The sequence below is a fragment of the Pseudoflavonifractor capillosus genome, assembly GCF_016899775.1.
Lineage (GTDB): Bacteria > Bacillota > Clostridia > Oscillospirales > Oscillospiraceae > Lawsonibacter.
On record NZ_JACJJE010000021.1, the window covers coordinates 26,214 to 52,453 of the forward strand.

A 26,240-nucleotide genomic window follows, 5' to 3' on the forward strand; every position below is an offset into this window, starting at 1 on the left:
CGGGCGGCTGATAGCTGTTCTTTCTTTCCGTAGGGGCCGGACACCGGCCGGCCCGCAGATGTACGCGGCGCGTCCAGGAGGCCGCGCCCTACGGCCCAGCACCAGCCGCCGCCTGCTCGGAAAAGCCAGGCGCGGCTGTGGGACCGCACCAACAACAATTTTGGAACAGCCAGGCCCCAGTGGGCCGGATTGGACCGCAGAAAGTCACTCAAATTTTGCGCGCCGGAAATATTGCAAAACCTAACAAGTACGCGTCCCCCGTAATGGGGTCCGGGGAAAGCGGTCCTATGGACCTAGGCAGAGCAAAGCGAAGCCGTAGTCCATCGGCCGCGTCCCCGGCGGCGTTTTGGTGACTTTGCCGCCGCGGGCATAGTCACTCGCCGCCCGCAGGCGGCGAAATCCCCCTGCGCAACTTAGCTTAATAAAAGTTCTCCCTTGCGTACCGTAGCAGCTCCTCCCGGAAATCCGGGTGGGCGATGGCGGCCAGGGCTTCCGCCCGCTCCCGCAGGGTCTTGCCGGAGAGCTTGGCCACGCCGTACTCGGTGGCCACATACTGGATCATGGTACGGGGTGCGGAAACCGTGCTCCCCCCGGCGATGCAGGGGACGATGTTGGACTTCAGGGTGCCGTCCTTCTTCTTGTGGGTGGCGTTCAGGCACACGAAACCCTTGCCCCCTTTGGATCGGTAGGCCCCCTCCAGAAAGTCCATCTGTCCCCCGATGCCGGAGAGCTGCCGGGTCCCGGCGGACTCCCCGTTCTCCTGGCCCATCAGGTCCACTTCCACTCCGCCGTTGATGCTGATGACATTGCTCATCCGGCTGATGCGCTCCACCGAGTGGACGTAGTCCACATCCCCGGGGCGGAACAGCTGGGGCTCCTGGTCCAGCCAGTCGTACAGCTCCTGAGAGCCCATAGCCAGATTCCAGGTGGACCACCCCCGGTCCACCTCTTTCCTTGCGTTGGTCAGCTTGCCCGCCTTCCACAGCTCCAGAAAGGCGTCGCTGATAGTCCCCGTGTGGCAGCCCAGGTCTCTCCGGTCCGACTGGGCCAGCAGTTTGGCCACGGTGAAGGGCACGCCGCCCACCCCCAGGGACAGCACCGCCCCGTCGGGGATCTCCTCCACCACCAGCTTGGCAATCTGGAGATCGGTCTCGCTGGGCGCCCGGTAGCTGCGCAGGGGCAGGGGCTCGTGCTCCCCCTCCACCACATAGTCCGCCTCGCTCAGGTGGACCCGGTGGGAGCCGTCCACTCCCTGGAGCCGGGGCAGCTTCTCGTTGATTTCAAAGATCACGGTGCGGGCGCTCTCAAAGATGGTCCGCCAGGCGTAGTTGGAGATGCCCAGGCCGCAGTACCCCTCTCCGTCCGGCCGGGACACCGGTACGAAGGCCACGTCGCAGCGGATGTGCCCGTCCCGGTACAGGTAGGGCAGGGACCGCAGCATGGCGGGCATGAACCGCACCAGCCCCCGGCTCTGGAGTTTGCGCTCATAGTCCCCGATGTGCCAGCTGTAGTATGTAAAGGACTCCTGCTCCGGGTCCTGCTCCACCACCTCGATCCGGGGGCGGATCACCAGACCGCCCCGGATCTTCACATCCTGTACGGCCCCTTTCCGCCCGGCCAGCGCCCGGTCCAGCAGCTCCGGGAAACCGGCTCCGAAGCCGTAGTCCACCCAGTCCCCGTTCCGGACCGCCTGGACCGCCTCCTCGGGCGTGACAAATTTTGTCTGTCTCTTTTCTCTCATGCTCAACGCTCCTTCTCACTCTGTTCCATACTCCACTGCGGCCCCGCATGCGGATGAGTTCCAGGGCGGTCCGCCGGTTCCTGGTCATTATACCAAGAGAGCAGGATGGCCGCAAGTCTCCAGATGGAACCGGGAGCCGCGCCCGTTCGGGCGCGGCTCCTTGTTGCGTCTGCACGCTCTATTGGGGTCAAACTCCGTGTTCCACGTCCCGGACCGCGTCCTTGGTGGCCCGTTCCGTGCCGCGAACGGCGTTCTCTGCCGCCCGCTCTGTGTTTTGAGCGGCATCCTCCGCGCCGTCCATCATCTTGTCCCAGCTCTCCCGGAGCTCCCGGCCCAGCTTTTCCCACTCGGTCTCGCCGGCAGTCCGGCGCTTCACGGCGCCGTCCGCCCCGGCGTGGTAGCTGCCATCCTCCATTACGTTCCGGTTCCGTCCCGCCGGGGTCTCCGTGCCGGAGGTCCCCCGATTGCTCAAACGGCCGGTGGTTGTGTCCGTCCCTGTCCTGACGCCGCAGGACGTCAGAGTCAAGGACAGCATCAGCGCCAGCCCAAGCGCCGTCCATCTCCCTCGCATTGCCGTCGCCTCCCATAAGTCCGCATGATTTCATTCTTTTGGAGGTTCCATCCGGCGTTTAGTATGCATCAAAATCTTGGGCTCATGCCGGTAAATCCTTAACAGGGATTTTTTGATTGTATGAGTTTTGTTTTTCAAATAAAAAATATGGCTTTTCGCTTGTTATTGGGAAGTTTCCCGCCAGGAACCGGGCGGCCCGGTGTGCCGCCCCTACAAAAGGGTCCGAAACTGGATTCTACATCCGGCACGGGCGACCGCGAGGGTCGCCCCTACGCCCATCTGTCTGAACCCTGACAGGCGGGTCACGGACCCGCCCCTACGGCGTATCCAGAAACCGTCTGTTTTTAACGTAGGGGCCGGTCCCAGACCGGCCCGCAGATGTACGCGGCGCGTCCAGGAGGCCGCGCCCTACAGCCCAGCACCAGCCGCCACCTGCTCGGCCAAGCCAGGCGCGGCTGTGGAATCGCACCAACTGTAATTCTGGGAAAGTCAGGGCCCAGTGCCCCGGAAGAAATCACGGAAAGCCACTCAGATTTTGCGCGCTGGAAATAAAGAACAATCTCTCAGGAGGGCGTCCCCCGTAATGGGGTCCGGGGCCGACTCCCCCTGTCAGGGGGAGATGGCCCGAAGGGCCAGAGGGGGTAGGGTGGGCGACTATGAGCACAAAGTGCTCATCGGAGCCGTCCCCGGTGGCGTTTTGGTTCCTTTGCCGCCATGGGCAAAGTAACTCGCCCCGTAGGGCGAAACCCTTGCAAAGCGCGCGCCGAGGTCGTGGCTCAGACCAGCCTCTCTTGCCCCTGCGGAGCAATTCACCCGCCGCCGGGGCGGCGGAATCCCCCTCAAAGCGAAAAAAGTTCCCCAGGGCCCCACAGCCCCCAGGGAACTTAAAAACACAAAGAAAACTTCAATCTCTCTCCCAGTCCGGGATCTGTTTGGCCTGCTCGTACAGGCGCACATAGCTGTCATGGCGGCTCTTTGGGATCTCCCCCGCCTTCACCGCCGCCCGTACGGCGCAGCCCTTCTCCTTCACATGGGCGCAGTCCAGAAACTGACACTTGCCGATGTATGGGGCAAACTCCCGGAACCGGGAAGCCAGATCCTCCTTCCGGCACAGTTCCCCCTTGTCCAGTTCAAAGGAGGAGAAGCCCGGGGTGTCCGCCACCAGCGCCCCGCAGGACAGGCGGATGAGCTCCACATGGCGGGTGGTGTGACGGCCCCGGCCCAGCTTCTGGCTGACGGCGCTGGTCTCCAGGGCGATCCCCGGCTCCAGGGCGTTCAAAATGCTGGATTTTCCCACACCGGAGTTACCGGTAAAGGCGGATACCTTTCCAGCTATCAGCTCCCGCAGCCGGTCCAGGCCCTCGCCGGTCTCGGCGCTCACCTGGACGGTGGGGAACCCGGCTTTCTGATAGATGGCTGCCAGATCCTCACCTGAGACCAGGTCGCACTTATTGATGCAAATGACGCTCTCACAGCCGTTTCCCTCGGCAATGGCCGCCACCCGGTCGATGAGAAACGGATCGGTGACCGGAATGGCCTGGGAGGCGATGATGACCAGCTGGTCGATGTTGGCCACCGCCGGGCGGTGGAACTGGTTTTTCCGGGGCAGGACGGCCTCCAGGGCCCCCTGCCCATCGGAGAGGGGGGTGAACTCCACCCGGTCCCCCACCAGCGGTGTGACCTTGGCGTGGCGGAGCTTTCCCCGCCCCCGGCATGAGGTGACGGTTTGGCCGTCGTCCACATAGTAGAAGCCGCTGAGGGCCTTCAGGATGATTCCCTCCATACTCAGGCCCCGAAGTCCACAGTCTGCTGGGTATAGCTGTGGCCGTTGATATAGATGGTGTAGGTCTGCACCCCGGAGCCGGACACAGGAATCTCCGCCGCAGTGTCCAAATTGGTGTTGTAGTCTCCGGAGAAAACCGTCTGCTCCTGGCTGTCCACCACCTCCACGTGGAGGTCCTCCCCCAGGTTGGTAGGCAGAGTGAGGGTGAAGGTCTTGGTCACCGTATCGCCGCTCCCGGAACCGCCGCTGGGCCCGGTACTCACGAAGATATCCACAGTGGTTCCTTCCGTGACCGATGCATTGACCGCAACCGACTGATACCAGACCTTGCCCGCCTCCTGCTCATCGCTGGGGGAGGGCTGTACCTGGCCTACTACAAGCCCCATATCGGTGATGGTCTTTTTGGCCGTCTCCTCATCCATCCCGATCAGATTGGGCATGACCATGGGGGTCTCTTCCTTTCCCAAACTCATCACCAGGATGACCTGCTGCCCCTCGGAGAGAACTGTCCCCTCCTCCGGGATGGTGGAGATCACACAGCCCTCAGGAATGGTGTCGTGGTATTCACTCCGGGAGTCATAGTCCACACTCAGCCCCAGATCCAAATCCACCTGCAGAGCGCTGAGCGCCTGGGCCAGGGTTTTCCCCTCCAGAGGAGGCATGAGGACCTCCTCTGCCTCGCCGGAGCTCACCGTCACGGTGATGGTCATGTCGTCTCCGCTGACGAAGTCGTTGGCGTTCGGGCTCTGCTGGAGAATCGTTCCGGCGGGCTTGTCGCTCTCCACCGTCTCCCCCTGAACCAGAGTGAATCCGTTGAGCAGCTCTGTGTTGGCCTGGGCCTCACTGAAGAGCTGGCCGGTGACCGACGGCACCCGGATATTCTGCGTCTGGGCCCCCAGGGAACCGGAGAACGCGGTGGAGAACATGATATACAGCAGGGCCGCTACGAAAACCAGGATGGCCGCCACCGCCCCGATGATGGGCCAGTTGGGCCGGCGGGGCCCGTCGTCGTACTCCTCCTCATCCTCCTCCCGCTCCCGATGCCGGGGGGGCGGATTGGAGCGGCTGCGGTTCTGGACCCGCTCCGGCTCCCGGACCCGGCTCCCCACCCGGGAGATGGAGGCCGCCGTGGGCAGCACCTGGGTCTTATCCACGTCGTCCTCGTCGTCCTGGAACCCGCTCACGTTGTAGTCAAAGTTGATGTTGGGATTTTTGCGGAACTCCTCCAGATCGGCCAGCATGTCGTCCGCCGACAGATAGCGGTTGTCCGGGTCGGGGGCCATGGCCTTCATGGTGATGGCCTCCAGGGCCTCGGGGATGGCAGGGTCGATCTCCCGGGGGGACAGCGGGATGGAGTTGATGTGCTGAATGGCCACCGACACGGGGGTGTCCCCCTCAAAGGGCAGGCGGCCGGTAATCATCTCATAGAGCACCACACCGGCGGAGTACAGGTCGGACCGGGCGTCGATGTGGCTGCCCCGGGCCTGCTCCGGCGAGATGTAGTGCACCGAACCCAGGGCCTCCTGGGTGAGGGTGCTGTGGCCCCCGGAGGCCACCCGGGCGATGCCGAAGTCGGCCACCTTCACGCTGCCGTCCCGCAGGACCATGATGTTGTGGGGCTTGATGTCCCGGTGGATGATCCCCCGGCTGTGGGCGTGGCCCAGGGCCTTGACGATCTGGGTGATGAAGTGGAGGGCCTCCCGCCAGTTGAGCTTGTTCCCCTTCTTCTGCATGTACTGCTTCAGGGTGATGCCGTCGATGAGCTCCATGACGATGTACTCCACATCGGAGGAGCGGCTCACGTCGTAGACGGCCACGATGTTGGGGTGGGAGAGCATGGCCACGGCCTGGGACTCCTCGTGGAAGCGGCGGCGCAGCTCCGCGTCCTCCGCCAGGTCCTCCCGCAGGATCTTCACCGCCACCTGGCGGTTGAGCCGGTGGTCCAGGGCCCGGAAGACCCGGGCCATTCCGCCCATGCCGATCTGCTCCATAATCTCGTATCGGTTGTCGAGTAATTTACCTATATACTGATCCACGGTAAATATCCTCCTTATGCAGGTTTGCGTCGTACGCCGCTCAGCACTGGATCAGGACGGCCGTCACGTTGTCCGGCGCCCCCCGGTGCAGAGCGATGTCCAGCAGGCGGCGGCAGCAGGTGCACGCCTCTCCCCCGTGGACCACCTCGTAAAGAATCTCCTGTTCGGAGACCACATTGCTCAATCCGTCGCTGCACAGCAGCAGAAAATCTCCCTCCGTCAGCTCCCGGCGGAACGAGTCGGCCTTCAGGTCCGGCTCGGCTCCCAGGGCCCGGGTGATCAGATTCTTGTGGGGGTGGACCCGGGCCTGATCCCGGGTGAGCTCTCCCCGTTCCACCAGGTCCTCCACCAGGGAGTGGTCCCGGGTGACCTGGGAGATGCCGCTCTCCTCAGAGATGTGATAGGCCCGGCTGTCCCCCTCGTTGAGGATCAGGGCCTCCTCCTCTCCGGCCAGAGCGGCCACCAGGGTGGTGCCCATGCCCACGCAGTTCTCATCCTCCACCGCCCGCCGGAAGACCTGACGGTTGGCCAGGGCGGCGGCTCGCTCCATGTGCTCCAGGTCGGGGGAATCCTCCCCATCCTCCAGGAAAGCCTCCATGAACACGTCCACCGCCATGGAGCTGGCGATGTTGCCCGCCCGGGCGCCGCCCATGCCGTCGCAGACCAGAGCGATCACCCGCCCATCGGGCAGGACCTGATGGGCGAAGGCGTCCTGATTTTGTTCCCGGATCTTGCCCCGGTCGGTAATACCCCATACATTCATGGCACTTCGTCCTCTTTTCGGTTGGTGGTTTGTCCGCCCATCCCCTGGGCGGACTGCATGGCCTTCCGCCGCAGCTGTCCGCAGGAGGCGTCGATGTCGCTCCCCAGCTTCCGGCGCACCGTGACGGTGACCCCCTGGCGCTCCAGGCGCTTCTGGAAGGCGGCCACCCGGCGGCTGGGCTTCAGGGGGCTCTCCTCCACGTCGTTGAGGGGGATCAGGTTCACATGCCCCAGGGTCCCCTTCAGCAGACGGGCCAGCTGGTCCGCCTGGGCGTCGGAGTCGTTCACCCCGTCGATCATGGCGTACTCATAGGAAATCCGCCGCCCGGTGGTCTGCACGTACCGGCGGCAGGTGTCCATCAGCTTCTCCACCCCCACAGACCGGTTCACCGGCATGATTTTGGACCGGGTCTCGTCGTCCGGGGCATGGAGGGATACAGACAGCGTTAATTGTAACTCATACTGGGCCAGTTTGTCAATTTTGTCTACCAGTCCGCAGGTGGACAGGGAGATGTGGCGCATGCCGATGTTCATTCCCTCCGGGTGGTTCACCAGAGTGAGGAACCGCATCACCGTGTCGAAGTTGTCCAGGGGCTCCCCGATGCCCATGAGCACGATGTTGGAGATAGGAGCCCCGCTGTCCATCTGGGTGAACAGCACCTGGTCGATCATCTCCGCGGGGGTCAGGTCCCGCACCTTGCCCGCCAGGGTGGAGGCGCAGAAGGCGCACCCCATGCGGCAGCCCACCTGGCATGAGATGCACACGGTGTTCCCGTGCTGATAGCGCATGAGCACCGACTCCACGCAGTTGCCGTCGGACAGCTCCCACAGGTATTTGATGGTGCCGTCCAGCTTGGAGACCTGCTTTCTTGCCACCTGAGGCGGCGTCAGGAAGGCCTGGCGGGAGAGCTTCTCCCGCAGCGCCTTGGACAGGTCGGTCATCTCGTCAAAGGAGGTGACCCCCCGGTAGAGCCAGTGGAAGATCTGCTTGGCCCGGAATGCGGGCTCTCCCCGCTCCTTGAGCCAGGCGGTGAGCTCCTCCAGGGTCATGGATTTGATATCGGTCACGCTTCTCCGTCCTTTCGCAGCTTACAGATATAAAAGCCGTCCGTCCCGTGGACCTGGGGCCACAGGGTGATCTGCCCCCCTGGGACCTCCCCCGCCGGGCCGGGCAGAAGAAAACTCTCCCGGCGGAACTCCGGGTGGGCGGCCAGGAAGGCGTCGGTGACTTCCCGGTTCTCCCGCTCCAAAATCGTGCAGGTGGAGTAGACCAGCACGCCCCCGGGCTTCACATAGCCGGCGGCGTTGTCCAGAATGGCGCTCTGCACCTGGGGCAGCCCCGCCAGCGGCTCCGGGTCCTTGAAGCGAATGTCCGGCTTCTTCCGGATGACCCCCAGGCCGGAGCAGGGGGCGTCCACCAGCACCCGGTCAAAGGCCCCCTCCCACTCCGGGCGGCGCACCTTGCCGTCGGCGGTCTGGGGCCGGATGCAGGTGAGGCCCAGGCGCTGGGCCCCCTTCTGGATGAGGGTCTTTTTGTGGGGGTGCAGGTCGCAGGACCAGATCTCCCCCTGATCCTTCATCTGAATGGCGGCGGCGAAGGATTTTCCTCCGGGGGCGGCGCACATATCCAGCACCCTGTCCCCCGGCTCCGGGTCCAGGGCCAGTACCGCCAGCCGGGAGGCGGGGTCCTGGACGTAAAAGAGGCCGTTCTGGAAGGCGTCCAGCTCCTCCAGACTGCCGCTGCGGGAGAGGACCAGGCAGTTTTTCAGCCAGGGATGGGGCTCCCCGTGGACCCCCTCCGCCTGGAGAGCCTCCAGCGCCCCCTCCAGATCCGTTTTCACCGTGTTCACCATGGCGGTGATGGGGGGCTGGCTGTTGTCGGCCTGGAGAAAGGCCGCAGTCCCCTCGCTTCCCAGGGTCTCCAGCAGCTCCCGCACCAGCCACACCGGGTGGCTGTACAGGGTGGCGTAGTACTCCGCCGGGTCGTCCTCGGGAATGGTGGGCAGGCGGTCCAGGCTGCGCTCCAGATTCCGCAGGATGGCGTTCACCATGCCGGGGGCCCGGGGATTCTTGCAGTGGGCCCGGGTGAGGGCCACCGACTGGTCCACCGCCGCGCTGTGGGGGATGCGGGTCAAAAACAGCATCTGGTAGAGCCCCAGCCGCAGGGCCTGGAGCACCTTCCCCTCCAGCCGCCTCAGGGGGATGTTGGAGAACTTGGACAGGTAGAAGTCCAGCAGAATGCGGTTCTGAATCACCCCGAAGCACAGCTGGGTGGCCAGGCCCGCGTCCCGGCTGTCCAGGCCGGCGGCGGCGATCTGCTTTTTCAGCACTCCGTCCGACCAGCCCCCCTGCCGCTCGCAGGCGTTCAGGGTGAGCAGGGCCACCTCGCGTGCGTCCATATTCTTCTCCTCCTCCGGTTCGTTGTGCATTCTTTTTCTTAAAAGAAAAAGAATCAAAAAGAACTTTGGCGCAAAACTTCGTTTTGCTGGATTTTTCTTTCCGTTTCTTCTCTCGGGCGGCCCAGGTGTGCCGCCCCTACAAAGGGGGCCGAAACTTGATTCCGTACCCGACACGGGCGACCGCAAGGGTCGCCCCTACGACGTTTCCCCACAAATACACGGAGCGGCGCACCCTACGGGTGGAGCAGAGCCTTCCGGTTCGCCGCAGGAGCCGGTCCCAGACCGGCCCGTCGGTTCACGGCTTACTTTCCGAGATACGGCGGGAGGGGCAAGCCTCTCCCCTGCGGGTTTCAAGAAAGTCTTTTCGGTTTGGGTAGGGAAGGCCCTTGGGGCTCCCGCCAGAATACACACCGGGAACGTTTGCTCGGCAAAGCCAGGCGCAGTTGCGGAACCGCACCAGCGGAAATTTTTGCAAACCCAGGGCCCAGTGGCCCGGGAGGAATTTAGATGCCCACTCAGATTTTGCGCGCCGGAAATACTCCTCCATCTTTCAGGTACGCGTCCCCCGTAACGGGGTTCTAGGGGGCAGGCGGCATGGAGGCAGGGCGGCTTTGCCGATCCTGCCGATTGCGCCCGCCCCCTAGCGGCTCTTTGGTGACTTTCTGGCCGGCCAGAAAGTCACTCGCCGCCGGAGCGGCGAAATCTCTCCGCATACAACAAGCCCAATCCAAAATCTGCCCCCTCATCCGCCCCAGTGTGCGCACTGGGGCACCTTCCCCCTGGGGGGAATGCTTATGAAGAAAGGGCGGCGAAATTCCCCTGCGTCAAATCAAACAGAAATCGGGTGTCCGCGTAAATAATCCGCTGCCGCCATCCGCCGGGACCCCGGCGCCTGAAGCTCTGTAATGCGAATCACCTTGCCATCTCCGCAGGAGACGTCGATGCCCTCTTTTCCGGCGGCCAGAACGGTGCCGGGGACCTTCTGGGTGCTCTCCCCCGTTTCCTGGACGGCGAACACCTTCACCGTCTCCCCGTTCAGGATATCCGTGGAGGTGGCGGGCCAGGGCGTCAGCCCCCGCACCTGGTCGTGGATGGCCTTGGCCGGCTTGGTCCAGTCTATGGGGGACAGGGCCCGGGACAGCAGAGGGGCAAAGGTGACCTTGGACTCATCCTGGGAGGTCCGTACAGCGGTACCGGCGGCCAGGTCGGCCACCGTCTTCACCAGCAGCTCCCCGCCCATCTGAGCCAGCCGGTCATGGAGGGTCTCCACCGTCTCGTCCGGGTCGATGGGGGTGGAGGCCTGGGCGATAATATCCCCTGCATCCAGTTCCGTGGCCATATACATGATGGTCACGCCGGTCTCAGTCTCCCCGTTGATCACCGCCCAGTTGATGGGGGCGGCCCCCCGGTACTTGGGCAGCAGGGACGAGTGGACGTTGATGCACCCCATGGGGGGCAGGTTCAAGATGTCGTCGGGCAGGATGCGGCCGTAGGCGGCCACCACGATGAGCTCCGGGTCCAGCTCCTTCAGCTGGGCCAGGGCGGTCCCGTCCCGGAGCTTGGTGGGCTGGAACACGGGAATGCCGTGCTCCAGCGCCGCCTGCTTCACCGGCGGGGCCTGGAGCTTGTTCTGGTGCCGGCCCACCGGCTTATCCGGCTGGCAGAACACCCCGCACACCGTGTGCCCCGCCTGAATGAGACGCTCCAGAGAGGGGACGGCGAAGTCGGGGGTGCCCATAAAGACGATTCTCATGCCTCTTCCTCCTGCTCCTCCAGCTCGTCCAGTTCCTCGGTGGTGTAGAGACGGTCGGTGAGCTCGGTGTACAGGTGGCCGTCCAGGTGGGCCAGCTCATGGCAGAAGCAGCGGGCGGTCATGCCGGTGCCCTCCACCTCGAACTCCTTTCCGTTCCGGTCATAGGCCCGAACCCGCACCCACTCGGGGCGCTTCACATAGCCCCACATGCCGGGGACGGACAGACAGCCCTCCAGGCCGTTCTGCTCCCCCTTCTGGGCAATGATCTCCGGGTTCACCAGCTCGATGGGTTCAAAATTCTCGTCCATGACGATGACAGCCCGGCGCAGAATCCCCACCTGGGGGGCGGCCAGACCGGCCCCATGGGCCTCCTCCAGGGTCTCTTTCAGGTCGTCCAGCAGGTCCCACAGCTTCTGGTCAAATTTGGTGACCGAGTGGCAGACCTTGGTCAGGGCCGGGTCTCCCTCTGTCAAAATCTTGCGAATGGCCATTCCTTCTCCTCCTTGACGCGGACGGAGCCGCCGGCTCCGCCGAATTTTCCCTTAGTATGGGTTCACATCTACGTAAAGGGTAATCCCTTTATTGTCCTTGTCACGATGGGCTGTCCGCAGCAGCTCCGCCAGCAGCAGCCGCAGCGGGTGCCGGTTGGGGGCCGTCAGGGTCAGCCGATAGCGGTAGCGGTTGTTCACCTTGGCCACCGGGGCCGGGGCGGGCCCCAGCAGCTGCCACTCCCGGTCCTCCAGGCGGCGCAGCCCCTCCTCCAGCGCCTGCCGAAAACGGATGCAGGCCCGCAGCACGCCGGACTCGTTGGCCCCCGAGGCGGTGATGAGAAAAATATCCCGGAAGGGGGGCTCCTGCCGCAGCTGGCGCAGCTGCACCTCGGTGCGGTAGAAGTTGTCGTAGTCCTGCCGGGCGGAGAACCGGACCACGTCATGCTCGGGGGTGTAGGTCTGGATCAGAGCCCGGCCCGTCTTCTCTCCCCGGCCCGCCCGGCCCACCACTTGGGTGAGCAGGGAGAAGGTGCGCTCCCCCGCCCGGAAGTCGTCCACGAACAGGGACTGGTCCGCCAGGATGACCCCCACCAGGGTGACGTTCTCAAAGTCCAGACCCTTGGCCACCATCTGGGTGCCCACCAGAATGGGCACGTTCTTCTTCTGAAACTCCTCCAGAATGGCCTCGTGGGACCGGGAGGCGGTGACGGTGTCCGTGTCCATGCGCAGGATGGGGGTCTGAGGAAAGAGCTCCTGGAGCTCCTCCTGGACCTTCTGGGTGCCCACCCCGATGAAGTTGAGCCCTCCGCCGCACACTGGGCAGGCCCTGGGCAGGGGCTGGGAGTAGCCGCAGTAGTGGCACATGAGCCGCCCGTTGGCCGAGTGGTAGGTGAGCTTCACCGAGCACCGGGGACACTCGGGCACATGGCCGCACTCCCCGCAGGACACCATTCGGCTGGCCCCCCGGCGGTTCAGGAACAGGATGGCCTGCTCCCCCCGCACCAGGTTCTCCTCCAGCTCCTGCCGCAGGGCGCGGCTGATGGAGGTGCCGTTGCCCGCCCTCAGCTCCTCCTTCATGTCCACGATGTGGACCTGGGGCAGGGCCTTCTGGTTGTAGCGCTGCCGCAGGGTGAAGCAGCGGTAGCTGCCGCTCTGGGCGGCGTACATGGTCTCCACCGACGGAGTGGCCGAGCCCAGCAGCAGCAGGGCGTTCTCCTGCACGCAGCGGTACTTGGCCACCTCCCGGGCATGGTAGCGGGGGTTATTCTCCGACTTATAGCTGGCCTCCTGCTCCTCGTCCAGGATGACGAGTCCTAAGTTGGACAGGGGGGCGAATACCGCCGACCGGGTGCCGATGACCACCGGGGCTTCTCCCCGGCGGATGCGTTTCCACTCGTCGTACCGCTCCCCCGCCCGGAGGGAGCTGTGGAGCACCGCCACCTGCTCGCCGAAGTGGGCGGCAAAGATCCGCAGCAGCTGGGGGGTCAGGGCGATCTCAGGCACCAGGAACAGGGCGGTCTTTCCCCGCTTCAAGGTCTCCTGGATCAGGCGCAGATAGACCTGGGTCTTTCCGCTCCCCGTCACCCCGTACAGCAGGGCGGCCGCCGGCTGTTCCGTCCGGCACAGGGCGTCCAGCCCCTGGAAGGCCGCCTCCTGCTCCTCGTTGAGGACGATGGGACCGGCAGGCTCCACCTCCGCCACGGCGGGACGGCGGAATACCTCCTGCTCCTCCAGGGTGAGGATGCCGCTCTTCTCCAGGGACTTGACGGTGGGCATGGAGGCCCCGGTGAAGTAGCACAGCTCCTTGGCGGGAGCCGCCCCCAGCTGGCACAGCAGCTCGGTCACAGAATAGCGCAGCGGCGCCGTCCTGCGGCGAGGGGTGACCCGTGCCATGGCCTCCTCCGCCGGCATGGCCAGCACCGCCAATTTCTCCTTTTTATCTCCGATGCCCCGCTGGGCGCTGGTGATCCGCTCTGCTGCCCCCCGGTCAATCAGTGTCCGGATGGCGCCGTCCGGGTCCTTGGCCCCAAAGGCGGTGCGGATCTGTTCCATGTCGCCCCGTCCGCCCCAGGCCAGCAGCAGCTCCGCCAGCTTCTGGGCGGCTTTAGACTCCCCGGCGGCCTCGAAGGCCGCCGCCCGGTCCACCCCGCTCCTCAGAGCGACGCAGTCCCGCAGGGCATAGTACAGCCCCGCCGGGAGCATGGCCTTCACACCGTCATAGACGGTGCAGAAGTACCGCTCCCGCATCCACAATGCCAGCTTCAGCAACTTTTCGTCCAGCACCGGCTGGTCGTCCAGGGCGGCAATCACATCCTTCAGGCCGCCCTCCGGCCCCTCCCGGCTCAGGGCCAGGACGATGCCGTCCGACCCCCGGTTGCCCGCCCCAAAGGGGACCAGCACCCGCATGCCAGGCCGCAGGCGGCCCTCCAGCTCCTGGGGGACCCGGTAGTCATAGGGCCGGTCGATGGCGTAGATCGCCTTGGCCACCGCCACCTTGGCCGTCATGTGTCCCACGGGCTTCCCCTCTCCCCTTCGCTCTTACTGGGGCTGGCTCTGTTCCAGCTGGTTCATCTGCTCCAGCTGCTCGTCCAGCTTGCCGTCGGCCACCTCCTGGATGGCGATGCTCACCGACTTCTCGTCCAGGGGCTCTCCGGCCAGCTCGGCCTCGGTGGAGATCTCCCGGGCCCGGTGGGCCACCACGTTCACCAGCTTATAGCGGCTGGGCACCTTGTTCAGCAGGTCTCTCATAGCAGGATACAGCATCATAGGGCAAAACTCCTCTTTTCTTCAAAATCACGCAAATTGAGCCAGCATGTGGCTCCGGTTGGGCACGCGGCACTCCGCCGCGGTGAGAATGGCGGCGATCTCCTCCACCGCGTTTGACACCTTGTCGTTGATGACCAGGTAGTCGTACTTGGGGATCTCCCGGAACTCCTGCCGGGCCTTCTCCAGGCGGCCGGCGATCACGTCCTCGCTGTCCGTGTTCCGCCGGTGGAGCCGGCGGGAGAGCTCCTCAAAGGACGGGGGAATGATAAAGATAAACAGGGCGTCGGGGCAGCGCTCCCGCACCTTGGCCGCCCCCTGAACCTCAATGTCCAGCAGCACGTCAATCCCCGCCGCCAGTTTCTCCTGGATGAGCTTCAGGGAGGTGCCGTAGTAATTATGGACATACTCCGCAAACTCCAAAAGCTCGTCGGCGGCGATCATCCGCTCAAACTCCTCCCGGGAGACAAAGTTGTAGTTCACGCCGTTCTGCTCCCCCACCCGGGGCTGCCGTGTGGTGTAGGACACCGAGAAATAGATGTTGTCCCGCTGCCCCAGCAGCTCGGCAATCACCGTGCTCTTGCCCACCCCGGAGGGGCCGGAGAGGACAATCAGCTGTCCCCGCTCTTTCTTTCGCGTCATTCGTCTTCCTCCTCTCCCGTATCCTTCTCCCCGGACAGCCGGTTGGCCACCGTCTCCGGCTGGAGGGCGGAGAGCACCACGTGGTCGTTGTCCATAACCAGTACCGCCCTCGTCCGCCGTCCGTAGCTGGCGTCGATGAGCACACCCCGCTCTCTGGCCTCCTGGACCATCCGCTTGATGGGGGCGGAGTCCGGGCTGACGATGGCGATGAGCCGCCCGGCGGAGATCATATTTCCAAATCCAATGTTGATGAGCTTCAACGCGCCGCCCCCTTACTCAATATTCTGCACCTGCTCCCGGATCTTCTCGATCTCCGCCTTGATATCCACCACATGGCGGGCGATCTCCAGGTCGCTGCACTTGGAGCCGATGGTGTTGGCCTCCCGGTTGAACTCCTGGATCAGGAAGTCCAGCTTCCGGCCCACGGCCCCTCCTTTGGAGAGCATCCCCCGCAGCTGCTCGATGTGGCTACGCAGACGGACGGTCTCCTCGTCCACCGCCACCTTGTCGGCGAAGATGGCCGCCTCGGTGAGGATGCGGGCGGGGTCGATCTGGGTGTTGGAGAGGACCTCCTGCATCCGGGCCTCCAGCTTGGCGCGGTACTCGGACACGGTCTGGGGAGAGCGCTCCTCCACCTGGCCCACCAGCGTCTCGATGGTCTGGGCCCGGGAGAGCACGTCCGCCTCCAGCCGCTCTCCCTCCCGGGTGCGCATCTGGTCGAAGTCGGCCAGGGCCCGGTCCAGCACGGCGCAGATGGCCGCCGCCCGGCCCTCCAGGTCCTCCTCCGTCTTCTCCGCCAGCAGCACGTCGGGGAACCGGGACAGCAGGGACACCGAGATGTCCTGGGGCAGCTCATAGGTCCCCGCCAGCTCCTTCAGGGCGGCGAAATAGCCGTCGGCCACCGGGCGGTTCACCGATACCTTTACCTGCTCGGCCCCTGTGTTGTCCAGGGTCACAAACACATCCACCTTGCCCCGGGAGATGGTGTTCTGCACCCGGGACTTGATGACCTCCTCCGCGAACAGGTAGAGCCGTGGCATGCGCACATTGCAGTCCAGATACCGGTTGTTCACCGACCGCAGCTCCACCGTAATGGTACAGCCGCCCACGGTATCCTCCGCCCGGCCGTACCCTGTCATACTCTTGACCAAATCCGGTCACTCCCTCATGTTCACATTCACATTCTCTTGGGCCGCAGCCGGGCGTTGAGCCCACCGATCAGCCGGGACAGAGCGATGTCATACAAAATAAAGATCACGTTGCCCGCCAAATAGAGGACCCACACCTGGGCGCTCATCCACTCCGGGAGGGCGGGCAGGAACAGCTCCCGGAAGGCAAACCACAGCAGGGTCAGGGCCGCGTTGAAATAAATCAACTTTCCTGCCCACTCCACCGTGCGGCTCTTCAGTTGCTCCAGGCGGCTTTTGACCACCGGGTACAGTCCCAGAAACACCAGGTACATCAGGGCCACGCCCTTGTCCGGCAGGAGCAGCAGCCCCAGAATGGAGGCCGCTGCCCAGCACAGAAGACCCGCCCCCCGTCCGGCGGCCAGAACGGCCCCCACCGGAAACAGGCCCGCCACCGCGGTCACCCCCAGCTGTCCCGAGGGGACCACGCAGGCCAGCCACAGCACAGCCAGACTGCCCGCGGCCAGCACGCCGCCCAGGGCCACCTGCCACGTCTTTGTAAACTTCATATCAGTTGCAGCCTCCGCACAAGCAGTTCAGGCACAGCATAGTGGTACAGCAGTCCAGAGAGTCCATGCCTCCGCTGTTCCCATAGGGGCGGTAGGCCTGACCGCCCCGCTGCATCATGTTCAGGGCCTGGCGGTACTCCATGTTGCCCGGCTCCATCTGGACGGCCAGATTGTAGTTCTGCATGGCCTCGTCCAGCCAGCCCCGGCGGTAGGCGATACTGCCCATGAGGAAGTACCACTCGCCGCTCTTCTGAGGCACCTCCTGAAGCAGGCGCTCGGCGGAGTTCAGGTCCCCCATGTTGATCAGGTTGCGCACCCGGTTAAAGGTGGGGTTGTTGGTCCCCCCACCGTAGGACTGCTGCTGATAGCCGTACTGATAGCCGCCCGAGGAGGACGAGGAGGACTGGCTGTATCCGCCGCTCCCTCCGCCGCCGCTGCGCTGCTTCTGGATGGCCTCGTAGGCCTCATTGACCTCTTTCATCTTCTCCTCGGCCAGGTCGGCCAGAGGATTGTCCACGTAGTTGTCGGGGTGATACTTGCGGGCCAGCTCCCGGTATGCCTTCTTGATCTCCTGGTCGCTGGCGTCGGGCTTGACGCCCAGAACGCTGTAGGGATCTCTCATGTGTTGTGTCTCCATATCTTTTGTTTTTGAATCTGCTTCCAGCTCCCGTCGAACACAGCCTGCTGCACCAGCGGGAGGCCCAGATACAGAATATTCTCAATCACCGGCCAGCGGCATCCAAAGTCCGCCAGCTGGGCCGCCGAACCCATCAGGTTCAGGGAGTGGTCCAGGGTCCGCCTCATGGCCTCGTCGTCCCCCTCCGGGCCGAAGCGGGCGGCCACGGCGTTGTAGTTCCCCGAGGCCCGGTCCTCCTCCAGGTCGTCCTGGGCGTCGATGAGGTAGATCCACCTCCCCAGGTGGTAGAGCAGCTGCTGAAGCGCCCGGTCCCGGATCTCCTCCCCGGAGGCTGGGGCCGCCCCCTGGAGGAGCACCGCGAAGGTGTCCGCCGCCCGGTCCATGGAGGAGCACCTCTCCGCCTCCAGGGCGGAGAGTTTCTCCAGGCTCTCCCGCACACAGCGGTCGAACTCCGGACGGCGGCGGGCCGCCTTCCGGTAGGCCGGCTTCAGCAGCAGGGCCAGCGTCCGGGCGGGCAGCCCCTTCCAGAGGCCGCTGTCCCGGGCCTTGTCCCGGAGCTGCCACCAGGTGAGCACCACGCTCTCGTCCGCCGCCGTGTCCAGGGCCTCAGACGGCTGGCACATGGGCTTTTTCAGCAGGGGGTTGGCGTGGCACCGCCCCCGGCAGGGGGCGAAGCGCTCCTCCGGCTCAGAGAGCAGGAGGGCCAGAAAGGTGAAGTCGTAGTTGAGGAACATGGGGGCCAGCCACCCGTACCGCCGGCGCATGGCGCCGCACAGGCCGCAGTAGGTGGCCTTGTACAGGTCAAAGTCCCGGCATTTCAGTTCCTCCCGGACAGGCCGGACGTAGCCGAACACGCATCCACCGCCTTACGCCTGATGGCGCAGGATGACAAATTCCGGCTTCTGGCTGCGGGTGATCCGGCGGTTGACCCACACGGCGGGCAGGAAGCCCACCAGCAGGCCCACGGCCGCAGTCCCCACCGAGGCCCCTTCTCCCAGTCCCAGGGCCATCCCCGCCAGGTAGCCCAGAGCCAGGAAAATACAGGGCACGCCGAACACCAGGGCGGACAGGCCGATGGAGTGGCCGGCGGAGGGCTCTACCTCCACCCGCTCCCCCGGCTTGGTGCCGATGGGGTCGCTGGCCAAAGCCAGCAGCTCCCCCTGGGGCTTCTGCATGCAGCCGGCGCAGTTTCCGCTGCAGCTCAGGCCGCACTCCACCTGCCGCAGCAGGGAGACCTCCACCACGCCCTCTTTGATCTGTTTCTTTACGATTGCGCTTTGTACCATAGAAATGAAACGCCTCCGATGTCACTGGGTAATGTTTACGCTGATGGTATAGGTGCCGATGACCCCCACCTCGTCGCTGGCGTCCAGATAGACCTGGGCCGGGACGGACCGGATGCCGGTGCCCGCCACGTCGGACAGGTCCGCCACGATGCGCAGCTGGCTGGCGTCAATCTGGTCCAGCACGCTGGCGCTCCCCCGGACCACCACCGTCCGGGTAGTGGTCACCAGGTTCGGCACATAGGGATCGGGCACGTTGATGACGGAAATATTGGTCACGTCAAAGGACCGGGTCTCCAGTCCGCTGACGGTGACGGTCACCTGGGCCTCGGTCACCCCGTCCGCATTCTCCAGGGTGGGCGAGAGCTCAATGGGCATAGTGAGGGTGGAGGTGCCGATCACCTGGGCCAGGTCAATGCTGCCCAGGGAGATCTCGGTGAGGGCGGACAGCTCCTCCTGGGTGCCCACCACGGTGATGGTGCTGGGCTGGATGTCCACCGTGACGGTCCCGTTGTCCGCCGAGGCGCCGCCGCCGGGGATGAGGTTGACCGTCAGGTCCACCTCCTTGACCACGCCCACCGTCATGGTGACGTAGGCGGTGTCCTGGCTGAGGGTCACATTGGTGTCGGTGATCTCGTTGCCGTCGGCGTCCAGCATGACCAGGGGCAGGCTGCCCGCAAAGGACTGGTCCAGATCCTCCGCCTGGAGGACGGCCACCACCCGTCGGACCTGGGCCACCGCGTCCGGGGTGCCGCTGATGGTCACCGTCTCCGGGTCGGCCACCGGCGTGCCCGCCTGATAGCCGTCGGCCACATTGCCCTCCAGTCGGACCTCCACATTCATGGTCTCGGTGGTCAGGGTGTCCACTGTGACAGTGATGGTCTGGGTCTCCTGGTTGGCGGGAAAGTATGCGTCCGTGGTGTCCACGTTGGTGGGCAGCCGGGGCGTACAGGCCAGCTCATAGGAACCCGCCTCCGTAATGGTGGACACATCCACCGTGGCTACAATGTTGTTCCGGTTCAGGTTCCGCTGGACGCTCCAGGGGGCGTTCACCGTCACATTGACCGTGTCCTGGGACAGGCTGGCCACCGTCAGTCCCCGCTCGTTGAGCACCCGGCTGTTGGTGATCTGGACCGGGACATTATAAATGGTATAGTCGCTGGCGGTGTTCTGCACATTACGGATATACAGCCAGAAGGCCACCGCAATCAGGACGGAGACAAGGATATAGAGCCAGCGGCTTTCCTTCAGACGCTCCATCATTCCTCCCCCTCCTTCTTTCCACGGCTGATCAGATTGGACAGAAGGCCGCTCAGATTCAGATTCTTCTCCTCCTCCGCCTCCTCGGGCAGCAGTTCGTTGCGCAGCAGGCGCTCCAGGGTCTCCGGGGCCAGATGGCGCTTGAGCATGCCGCCCATGGCGGCGGAGATGGAGCCGGTCTCCTCAGAGACGATGACCACCACCGCGTCGGAGTGCTCGCTCATGCCGATGCCCGCCCGGTGGCGCATGCCCAGATCCCGGCTCAGATTCACATTGCCGGACAGGGGGAGCATACAGCCCGCCCCCACAATACGCCCCTCCCGCACGATGACCGCGCCGTCGTGGAGGGGGGCCTTGTTCCAAAACAGATTTTTCAGCAGCTCGCTGGACACGGAGCAGTCCAGGGGGGTGCCGGTCTTGATCACGTCGTCCAGCAGATTTTTCCGCTCAAAGACCATGAGGGCCCCCACCTTGTCCTTGGACATGGAGGTGTAGGCCTCCACCGTCTCCCGGATGGCGGTCTCCATGTCGTAGGGGGAGGCGGGGCGCTGACTGCTGAACATGCTGGACAGCTTCCCGCTGCCCAGCCGCTCCAGCACCCGGCGGATCTCCGGCTGGAACAGGATGACCAGAGCCAGGATGCCCCACTCCACCACCCAGTTCAGCACCCAGCTGGTAGCGGTGAGCTGCAGCCAGTCGGCCGCGGCGATGGCCACAATCAGCACCAGGACGCCCTTGATGACCCGGCCGGAGCTGCTCTTCCGCATGATCCACAGCAGCTGGTAGATGGCAACGGACAAGATGGCGATGTCGATCAGATCGAAGATCCGGATGGTGGTGACAAACGGGATCTCCTCCTGAATAAAGCTCATCAACGTCTCCAACAACGCGACCCCTTCCTTCCTGCTGTGATTGACGGCCACTCCCCAGCCGGGCCGAAGCCAGCCCTTTGGAGACAACATGTCTATCTTAGTTATTATACGATATTCCAGACGGGATGGCAACATGAATTCCCAGTCCAAGAATGAAAAATTCGTGAATTTTCCGTGTCCTTCTCTGGTGGAACAGCATCAATGCGCCCCCCTCCTCCGGCCTTTTGTTTCCCGCACTTTGGCAGAGCGCAAAGAATTTTTCCCCCTCTGCCGCACAATTCCCGGGACAATCGTGTTATAAATAGAGAGCGAGAACAAGGAGGCGGTCCCATGGAGAAGCGCACGGCCCTGGCCCCGGAGGAGCTGGCCGGGCTGTACCGGCGGCACATCAAAATGGTCTATCAGATCTGTCTGCTGATGCTGAAAAACGTCCCCGACGCGGAGGACGCCGCCCAGACGGTCTTCCGCAAGCGCCTGGAGCGTGGGCCCGCCCTCCAGGACCCGGAGCGGGAGAAGGCCTGGCTCATCGTCACCGCCCGCAACGAGTGCCGGGACCAGCTGAAGCACTGGTGGCGCACCCGCCGGGCGGACCCGGAGGAGCTGGACCGCCTCACCTGGCAGCCGCCGGAGGGGGCCGGCGTGTGGGAGCAGGTGGCGGCCCTGCCCGCCCGGGAGCGGCTCATTCTCTACCTTTATTATTACCAGGGCTACTCCACCGGGGAGATCGCCCAGCTGCTGGGGGAGTCGCCGGGCACCCTCCGCAGCCACCTGTCCCGGGCCCGAAAGGCCCTGAAACTGCGATTGGAGGCGGAAGGCTATGGACCCTCGTGAACTCAACCATCTTTTTGAACAGATGTCCCCCGCCCCGGAGCAGGAGGAGGCCATGCTCGCCCGCCTCCAGGCGCCGGAGAAAGCGGTGAAAAATCCGTCCAGGCGCTGGAAAAAGAGTGTGTTTGTCCTCACCGCCGCCGCGGCCATGGCCCTGGCCTGCGCCGCCGCCGCGTTTTCCGCCCTGGACCCCAGGCTCCTCTCCTTCTTCCAGCGCACGCCCCAGGACACGGAGCTTCTGGGGGCAGGCGTGGTGGCGGTGGACCAGAGCCACACCTATGAAAACGGCTGGACGGTGTCGGTGCGCCAGGCGCTGGCCGACCGGTACTCCCTCACCGTCCTGGTGGAGGTGACCGCCCCGGAGAGGACAGCGCTGTACCAGGATCAATACAATTACTATTTTGACCTCTCCTCCCAGCTCTTCCCCGAGGCGGAGAACGCGGCTGGGGTGGGAGGCTGGCGGTCCGGCTCTACCCTCCTGTCCGACGATGATCCCACGGACAACCAACTCACCTTCCTTTGGTACCGCTCTCCCACCTCCTATCTGGAGGCGGAGACTGAGCCCTTTACCGGCCGCACCGCTGTCTTGTCCCCCTCCAGGTTCTGGTCCGACGTGCCGGACACCCTCCTGTACTGGAAGACCGATTTTCCCCTGGAGGAGTGGAGCTGCACCGTGGACCTGCCGGCGGAGGACAGCGGCAGGGAAGTCCCGTCCGGCCAGACCGTCCTGGTGGGAGAGGACGAGATGGAGGTGACCCAGCTGTACCTCTCCCCCATCAGCTGCGCCCTCACTCTCCAGGGAGAGGAGCACGACAGCCGCATGTGGGGGCCTGTGGGCCTCTCCTCCCTGATGGAGGAGACCTCCCTCACCCTGGCGGACGGCTCCACGCTGCCCATGTCCCGGCTGTTGGATCTCACCTATAACTCGGACGCCGGCCAGGCTGAGGCCGTGTTCCAGCTGGAGCGGATCACGGACCCGGAGCAGGTGGCCTCCGTCAACGTCTTTGGGGAGACCATTCCGGTCTCCTGACCGCCCTGCGCTTTTTCTGGACAGGGCCTCCCCTGCCGTGGTACAATAAGCTATCAAATTTCCATGCACTGCATGGCGGAGGAGGCAGCGATTATGTACGAACTTTGGACCGCACTGGAACAGGCGAGAGAGTACAAGTGGGTGGAGCTCTCCCACCCCCTGGACAACGACAGCCCCTATTGGGCGGGCATCCCGGACGGGTCGGTGGAGCTGTCCAAAATGGTATACGACTGGGGCAACCCCATGCTGGACTGCCTGATTCAGACCTTCAAGTTTCCCGGCCAGTTCGGCACCCACATCGACTTCCCCGGCCACTTCCTCAAGGGCGGCCTGCTGTCCGAGGCCTACGGGGCCCGTCAGCTGGTGTACCCCCTGTGCGTGGTGGACGTGAGCGAAAAGGTGAAGGAGGACGTACACTACGCCGTCACCGTCCAGGACATTTTGGACTACGAGGCCAAGTACGGCCCCATCCCCGACGGGGCCTTCGTGGCCCTGCGCACCGACTGGGGCAAGCGCTGGCCCAGCATGGACGCCCTGTCCAATTTCGATGCCGAGGGGGGCGAGCACACCCCCGGCTGGTCCATGGAGGCGCTGAAGTACATCTATGAGACCCGCTCTGCCGCCGCCAACGGCCACGAGACCATCGACACCGACGCCTCCCAGCTGGCCGCCGAAGCGGGCGACCTGGCCTGCGAGCGGTACGTGCTCTCCAGCGGCAAGCTCCAGGTGGAGCTGCTGTGCAATCTGGACCAGGTGGCCCCCGCCGGGGCGGTGATCCTGGTGTCCTACCCCAACATCAAGGGGGCCACCGGTCTGCCCGCCCGGGTGTGGGCCGTTACCCCGTAAAGCTATTTTACTTTATCCTATTTCCAAAGGGACGCCGGACTGTCCGCGGGCAGTCCGGCGTCCTCTGTTTTTCCTATTTCTTTAAAATCCGCTTCAGCGCGGCCAGGTCTAGGAGGTTCACCGTCTCGAACTTTCCCTTATAAAACACCGCCCAGTTGTTGAACACACAGGGCAAGGCCTTGGCCTTCTCCAGGGAGTCCACGGGATGGAAGGTCACCAGAGTTCCGGTCTCCTGGCAGTACGACCGGGCCAGCTCCACGCTCTGGAGGATATAGGGACACTGGAAGTCATAGAAGATGGTCAGCTCCTCCCCCTCCACCCTTGGCTCCTTGACCTGGGGCGCAAACCGGGGGGCCGTCCCGTCAAAGGACCGGGCCAGCAGGGTATAGCCGTAGTCGGTGGCGTCCACCGCCTCAAATCCGAATTTTTGGGCGAAGGACTGGTCGGAGAGCCAGGCCTTCTGCTTGGCCGCCCCCAGCATGCACACCCCGGACCGGCCCTTTGCCCGGGCGTCGGAGAGACAATACTCCATCAGCGCCCGGCCGTACCCCTTCCCCTTCTCACCGCCCAGCACCCACAGGCAGTAGATGTAGAGGTAGTTGTCCCCCAGAACCGGGACCCAGGCCGTCTCCAGGGGGACGTACTCGATAAATACTGTGGCCTTCGCGTCCAGCTTTCGGAACACGTGGCCCTCCTTCAAGCGGTCGGAGAGCCACTGACGCTTGGCCTCCACCCCCGGGTGGGGTTTTTTGCTGCGGATGATGCAGCACAGGTGCTCCCGTTCCAGATTTTTCGGGGTCAAGTTGACAAATGCTCCCTCCATGGATTCCACCCGCCTTTTCCGTTACTCGTACAAACATTCTATCACACAGGGCATTGGAACACAACTTCCTTATGAGGACGCGGAGCCTCCTCCCAGACACCCCGCCGCGATGACCGCCGCCAGCTTCGTCTGATATTTCGGGTCCTGAAGCAGTCCCTCCTCCTCCGGGTTGGAGAGAAAACCGCACTCCACCAGCACCGCCCGGTTGGGGATGTGGTTCATCAGGTACACCGTACTTGGGATGGGCTTGCTCTCCCGGCTGTTCTCCGGCTGGAGGCTCTCCCGCACCACCCCCTGAATGGCCTGGGCCAGCTCCTGAGAGCCCTGGGTCGGAGCATAAAAGACCTGGGTTCCCCGGTACCGGGACTGCTGGAACATATTCTGGTGGATGCTCACCAGGGCGGCCTCCGGGTATAACGACGCCGTATCGGCCCGGTTGTGCAGGTCGGACGCCTTTTTCTCCCGCAGGGAGATCGCCTCCGGGTCGTGGAGGGAGATGTCCTCGGTGCGGAGCATGAGGGCGGGCTCTCCGCAGAAGCCAAAAATGCCGTCCACTCGCCGGGCGATCTCCAGATTGATCCGGCTCTCCACCACCCCGCCCGGGGACACCGCTCCTCCGTCCTCTCCCCCGTGGCCCGCGTCCACGATCCACCGCACCTCCAGCCCTGCGGGGGCCGGCGCGGCAGCGGACACGCTCTCCTCCAGCCGCCACAATACCCCGCCTATCACCGCCCCCAGCGCCAGGACGCCCGCCGCAAGCCAACGCGTTCTCCCTCTCACAAGGCCCCACCTCCCCTTCAGACTATGGTCTGCAGCGGCGGCATATGAAAAATATTTTTTCGTCTCTCCGCCGGTTTTTCCGGCAGTTCCCGCTTTTCTCCCCTCAAATCTCCCCACATTCCGCCTCTCCCCTCCCCCTTTTCCTCCCCGCCGGGGACCGGCCGGACGGACGGAACATAGAATGACGTGGAGGAGCCCTGAGCGCCCTCCGATCCTAACCAAGGAGGAATCCTGTCTTGAACAACGAAACCGGCAATTCCTGCCCGATGCCCTCCTGCCCGGACAACTACGGCACCATGCCCTCCTGCGCCGGGCTGGCGGTCCCCTATGTACCTTTTCAGCAGACCGGCTCCAAGCAATATTCCCAGAATGACGCGCTCAGCAACGGAACCCTGTTTCCCGGTCTGAACCTGCCCTTCCATTTAAAGGTGGAGGGGAGCGCCCTGCCCTCTACCCCCCTGGTGGAGCTCCAGGCCCTGGAGTTTGTGGTGCTGGAGCTGGGCACCTACCTGGACACCCACCCGGATGACATGGAGGCCTTTGAGCTCTTTAAACAGTACTCCGCCATGGAGCAGAGCGCCAAGGCCGCCTATGAGGCCAAATTCGGCCCCATCACCAAGACCAGCGCCGCCGCCGGCAGCTCCTACCGCTGGCTCCAGGACCCGTGGCCCTGGAATTTTGGGCAGAACGAGGTGAAATGAGATGTTTATTTATGAGAAAAAACTCCAGTTCCCGGTAAAGATCGCCACGCCCAATCCCAAGCTGGCCGCCTTCATCATCAGCCAGTACGGCGGCCCCGACGGCGAACTGGGGGCCTCCATGCGCTATCTGTCCCAGCGATACTCCATGCCCTTCGCCGAGGCCAAGGGGCTGCTCACCGATATCGGCACCGAGGAGCTGGGCCACATGGAGATGGTAGCGGCCATCGTCCACCAGCTCACCAGAAATCTCAGCGATGAGGACGTGCGGAATAATTCCGCTTTCGCCCCTTACTTCGTGGACCACACCACCGGGGTCTACCCCACCGCCGCCTCCGGCTTCCCCTGGACCGCCGGATCTATCCAGTCCACCGGAGATCCTATTGCCGATCTGACGGAGGACTTGGCCGCAGAACAGAAAGCCCGCCTCACCTATGACAACATTCTGCGTCTTTCCGACGACCCAGATGTAAACAACGTCATCCGCTTCCTGCGGGAGCGGGAGATCGTGCACTTCCAGCGGTTTGGCGAGTGTCTGCGGCTTTG

Annotated in this window: 27 protein-coding genes; 5 read left to right on the forward strand and 22 right to left on the reverse strand. The window is 64.2% G+C overall.

Features of this window, described 5'->3' with window-relative positions; translation table 11 throughout:
• Positions 1–418 precede the first annotated feature (418 nt).
• The 20 genes from H6B31_RS08420 to cdaA all read right to left on the reverse strand — a co-directional run bounded on the left by H6B31_RS08420 (position 419) and on the right by cdaA (position 20,689).
• Positions 419–1,741 (reverse strand): acetyl-CoA hydrolase/transferase family protein, encoded by a 1,323-nt coding sequence (locus H6B31_RS08420; protein WP_204898116.1) that lies wholly within the window; start codon positions 1,739–1,741, stop codon positions 419–421.
• A gap of 187 nt (positions 1,742–1,928) precedes the next feature.
• Positions 1,929–2,312, reverse strand: coding sequence for a hypothetical protein (locus H6B31_RS08425; RefSeq protein WP_204898117.1), 384 nt, complete (start codon positions 2,310–2,312; stop codon positions 1,929–1,931).
• A gap of 904 nt (positions 2,313–3,216) precedes the next feature.
• Positions 3,217–4,095, reverse strand: a complete 879-nt coding sequence (gene rsgA / locus H6B31_RS08430; protein ID WP_204898118.1) for a ribosome small subunit-dependent GTPase A — start codon at positions 4,093–4,095, stop codon at positions 3,217–3,219.
• Positions 4,096–4,097: 2 nt separating this feature from the next.
• Positions 4,098–6,131: a Stk1 family PASTA domain-containing Ser/Thr kinase gene (gene pknB / locus H6B31_RS08435; RefSeq protein ID WP_346014053.1), complete on the reverse strand. Its 2,034-nt coding sequence runs from the start codon at positions 6,129–6,131 to the stop codon at positions 4,098–4,100.
• A gap of 40 nt (positions 6,132–6,171) precedes the next feature.
• The gene (locus tag H6B31_RS08440) at positions 6,172–6,894 is read right to left on the reverse strand and encodes a Stp1/IreP family PP2C-type Ser/Thr phosphatase (RefSeq protein WP_204898119.1); all 723 of its coding nucleotides are present in this window, start codon (positions 6,892–6,894) and stop codon (positions 6,172–6,174) included.
• A complete protein-coding gene (rlmN, locus tag H6B31_RS08445) occupies positions 6,891–7,961 on the reverse strand; it encodes a dual-specificity RNA methyltransferase RlmN (RefSeq protein ID WP_346014054.1) in 1,071 nt (356 codons plus the stop codon). The genes H6B31_RS08440 and rlmN overlap by 4 nt, the downstream gene beginning before the upstream one ends.
• The gene (gene rsmB, locus H6B31_RS08450; protein ID WP_204898120.1) at positions 7,958–9,292 is read right to left on the reverse strand and encodes a 16S rRNA (cytosine(967)-C(5))-methyltransferase RsmB; all 1,335 of its coding nucleotides are present in this window, start codon (positions 9,290–9,292) and stop codon (positions 7,958–7,960) included. Before rsmB ends, rlmN begins: the two co-directional genes overlap by 4 nt.
• 829 nt (positions 9,293–10,121) lie before the next feature.
• Positions 10,122–11,045, reverse strand: a complete 924-nt coding sequence (gene fmt / locus H6B31_RS08455) for a methionyl-tRNA formyltransferase (RefSeq protein ID WP_204898121.1) — start codon at positions 11,043–11,045, stop codon at positions 10,122–10,124.
• Positions 11,042–11,536, reverse strand: a complete 495-nt coding sequence (gene def, locus H6B31_RS08460) for a peptide deformylase (protein WP_204898122.1) — start codon at positions 11,534–11,536, stop codon at positions 11,042–11,044. Before def ends, fmt begins: the two co-directional genes overlap by 4 nt.
• A 51-nt stretch (positions 11,537–11,587) precedes the next feature.
• Positions 11,588–14,041, reverse strand: a complete 2,454-nt coding sequence (priA, locus tag H6B31_RS08465; RefSeq protein WP_204898136.1) for a primosomal protein N' — start codon at positions 14,039–14,041, stop codon at positions 11,588–11,590.
• Between the two features lie 33 nt (positions 14,042–14,074).
• Entirely contained in the window at positions 14,075–14,302 is a 228-nt protein-coding gene (gene rpoZ, locus H6B31_RS08470) for a DNA-directed RNA polymerase subunit omega (protein ID WP_087287256.1), read from the reverse strand.
• A 27-nt stretch (positions 14,303–14,329) separates the two neighbouring features.
• Positions 14,330–14,941 carry a guanylate kinase gene (gene gmk, locus H6B31_RS08475; RefSeq protein ID WP_087287258.1) on the reverse strand — a complete coding sequence of 204 codons (612 nt, stop codon included), beginning with the start codon at positions 14,939–14,941 and terminating at the stop codon, positions 14,330–14,332.
• Positions 14,938–15,201 (reverse strand): extracellular matrix/biofilm regulator RemA, encoded by a 264-nt coding sequence (gene remA / locus H6B31_RS08480; RefSeq protein ID WP_204898123.1) that lies wholly within the window; start codon positions 15,199–15,201, stop codon positions 14,938–14,940. The genes gmk and remA overlap by 4 nt, the downstream gene beginning before the upstream one ends.
• A gap of 12 nt (positions 15,202–15,213) precedes the next feature.
• Entirely contained in the window at positions 15,214–16,092 is an 879-nt protein-coding gene (locus tag H6B31_RS08485; RefSeq protein ID WP_243418925.1) for a YicC/YloC family endoribonuclease, read from the reverse strand.
• 26 nt (positions 16,093–16,118) lie between these two features.
• Complete coding sequence (locus tag H6B31_RS08490) at positions 16,119–16,637, reverse strand: hypothetical protein (RefSeq protein ID WP_204898124.1); 519 nt, start codon at positions 16,635–16,637, stop codon at positions 16,119–16,121.
• A 1-nt stretch (position 16,638) separates the two neighbouring features.
• The gene (locus H6B31_RS08495) at positions 16,639–17,259 is read right to left on the reverse strand and encodes a J domain-containing protein (RefSeq protein ID WP_204898125.1); all 621 of its coding nucleotides are present in this window, start codon (positions 17,257–17,259) and stop codon (positions 16,639–16,641) included.
• Complete coding sequence (locus H6B31_RS08500) at positions 17,256–18,128, reverse strand: DUF5685 family protein (RefSeq protein ID WP_204898126.1); 873 nt, start codon at positions 18,126–18,128, stop codon at positions 17,256–17,258. The genes H6B31_RS08495 and H6B31_RS08500 overlap by 4 nt, the downstream gene beginning before the upstream one ends.
• A gap of 12 nt (positions 18,129–18,140) precedes the next feature.
• Entirely contained in the window at positions 18,141–18,560 is a 420-nt protein-coding gene (locus tag H6B31_RS08505; protein ID WP_204898127.1) for a SoxR reducing system RseC family protein, read from the reverse strand.
• A 21-nt stretch (positions 18,561–18,581) separates the two neighbouring features.
• A complete protein-coding gene (locus H6B31_RS08510; protein WP_204898128.1) occupies positions 18,582–19,820 on the reverse strand; it encodes a CdaR family protein in 1,239 nt (412 codons plus the stop codon).
• Positions 19,817–20,689, reverse strand: a complete 873-nt coding sequence (gene cdaA, locus H6B31_RS08515; RefSeq protein WP_087287281.1) for a diadenylate cyclase CdaA — start codon at positions 20,687–20,689, stop codon at positions 19,817–19,819. Before cdaA ends, H6B31_RS08510 begins: the two co-directional genes overlap by 4 nt.
• A 330-nt stretch (positions 20,690–21,019) precedes the next feature.
• Between cdaA and H6B31_RS08520 the strand changes: the two genes are divergently transcribed.
• The 3 genes from H6B31_RS08520 (at position 21,020) to H6B31_RS08530 (ending at position 23,393) form a co-directional block, all read left to right on the forward strand.
• Positions 21,020–21,520: an RNA polymerase sigma factor gene (locus H6B31_RS08520; RefSeq protein WP_204898129.1), complete on the forward strand. Its 501-nt coding sequence runs from the start codon at positions 21,020–21,022 to the stop codon at positions 21,518–21,520.
• Entirely contained in the window at positions 21,507–22,547 is a 1,041-nt protein-coding gene (locus H6B31_RS08525; RefSeq protein WP_204898130.1) for a hypothetical protein, read from the forward strand. Before H6B31_RS08520 ends, H6B31_RS08525 begins: the two co-directional genes overlap by 14 nt.
• A gap of 93 nt (positions 22,548–22,640) precedes the next feature.
• Positions 22,641–23,393, forward strand: a complete 753-nt coding sequence (locus H6B31_RS08530) for a cyclase family protein (protein ID WP_191342868.1) — start codon at positions 22,641–22,643, stop codon at positions 23,391–23,393.
• Positions 23,394–23,466: 73 nt separating this feature from the next.
• Here H6B31_RS08530 and H6B31_RS08535 read toward each other — a convergent pair whose 3' ends face one another.
• Together H6B31_RS08535 and H6B31_RS08540 are read right to left on the reverse strand one after the other, a co-directional pair.
• Positions 23,467–24,216, reverse strand: a complete 750-nt coding sequence (locus tag H6B31_RS08535) for a GNAT family N-acetyltransferase (RefSeq protein WP_204898131.1) — start codon at positions 24,214–24,216, stop codon at positions 23,467–23,469.
• A 69-nt stretch (positions 24,217–24,285) separates the two neighbouring features.
• Positions 24,286–24,996, reverse strand: a complete 711-nt coding sequence (locus H6B31_RS08540) for an N-acetylmuramoyl-L-alanine amidase (protein ID WP_204898132.1) — start codon at positions 24,994–24,996, stop codon at positions 24,286–24,288.
• A 236-nt stretch (positions 24,997–25,232) separates the two neighbouring features.
• On the opposite strand from H6B31_RS08540, the gene H6B31_RS08545 reads away from it, so the two are divergent.
• Together H6B31_RS08545 and H6B31_RS08550 are read left to right on the forward strand one after the other, a co-directional pair.
• On the forward strand, positions 25,233–25,697 hold the full coding sequence (locus H6B31_RS08545) for a spore coat protein CotJB (protein WP_243418926.1): 465 nt from the start codon (positions 25,233–25,235) through the stop codon (positions 25,695–25,697).
• 1 nt (position 25,698) lies between these two features.
• A partial coding sequence (locus H6B31_RS08550) for a manganese catalase family protein (RefSeq protein ID WP_204898133.1) occupies positions 25,699–26,240 on the forward strand: 542 nt, incomplete at its 3' end.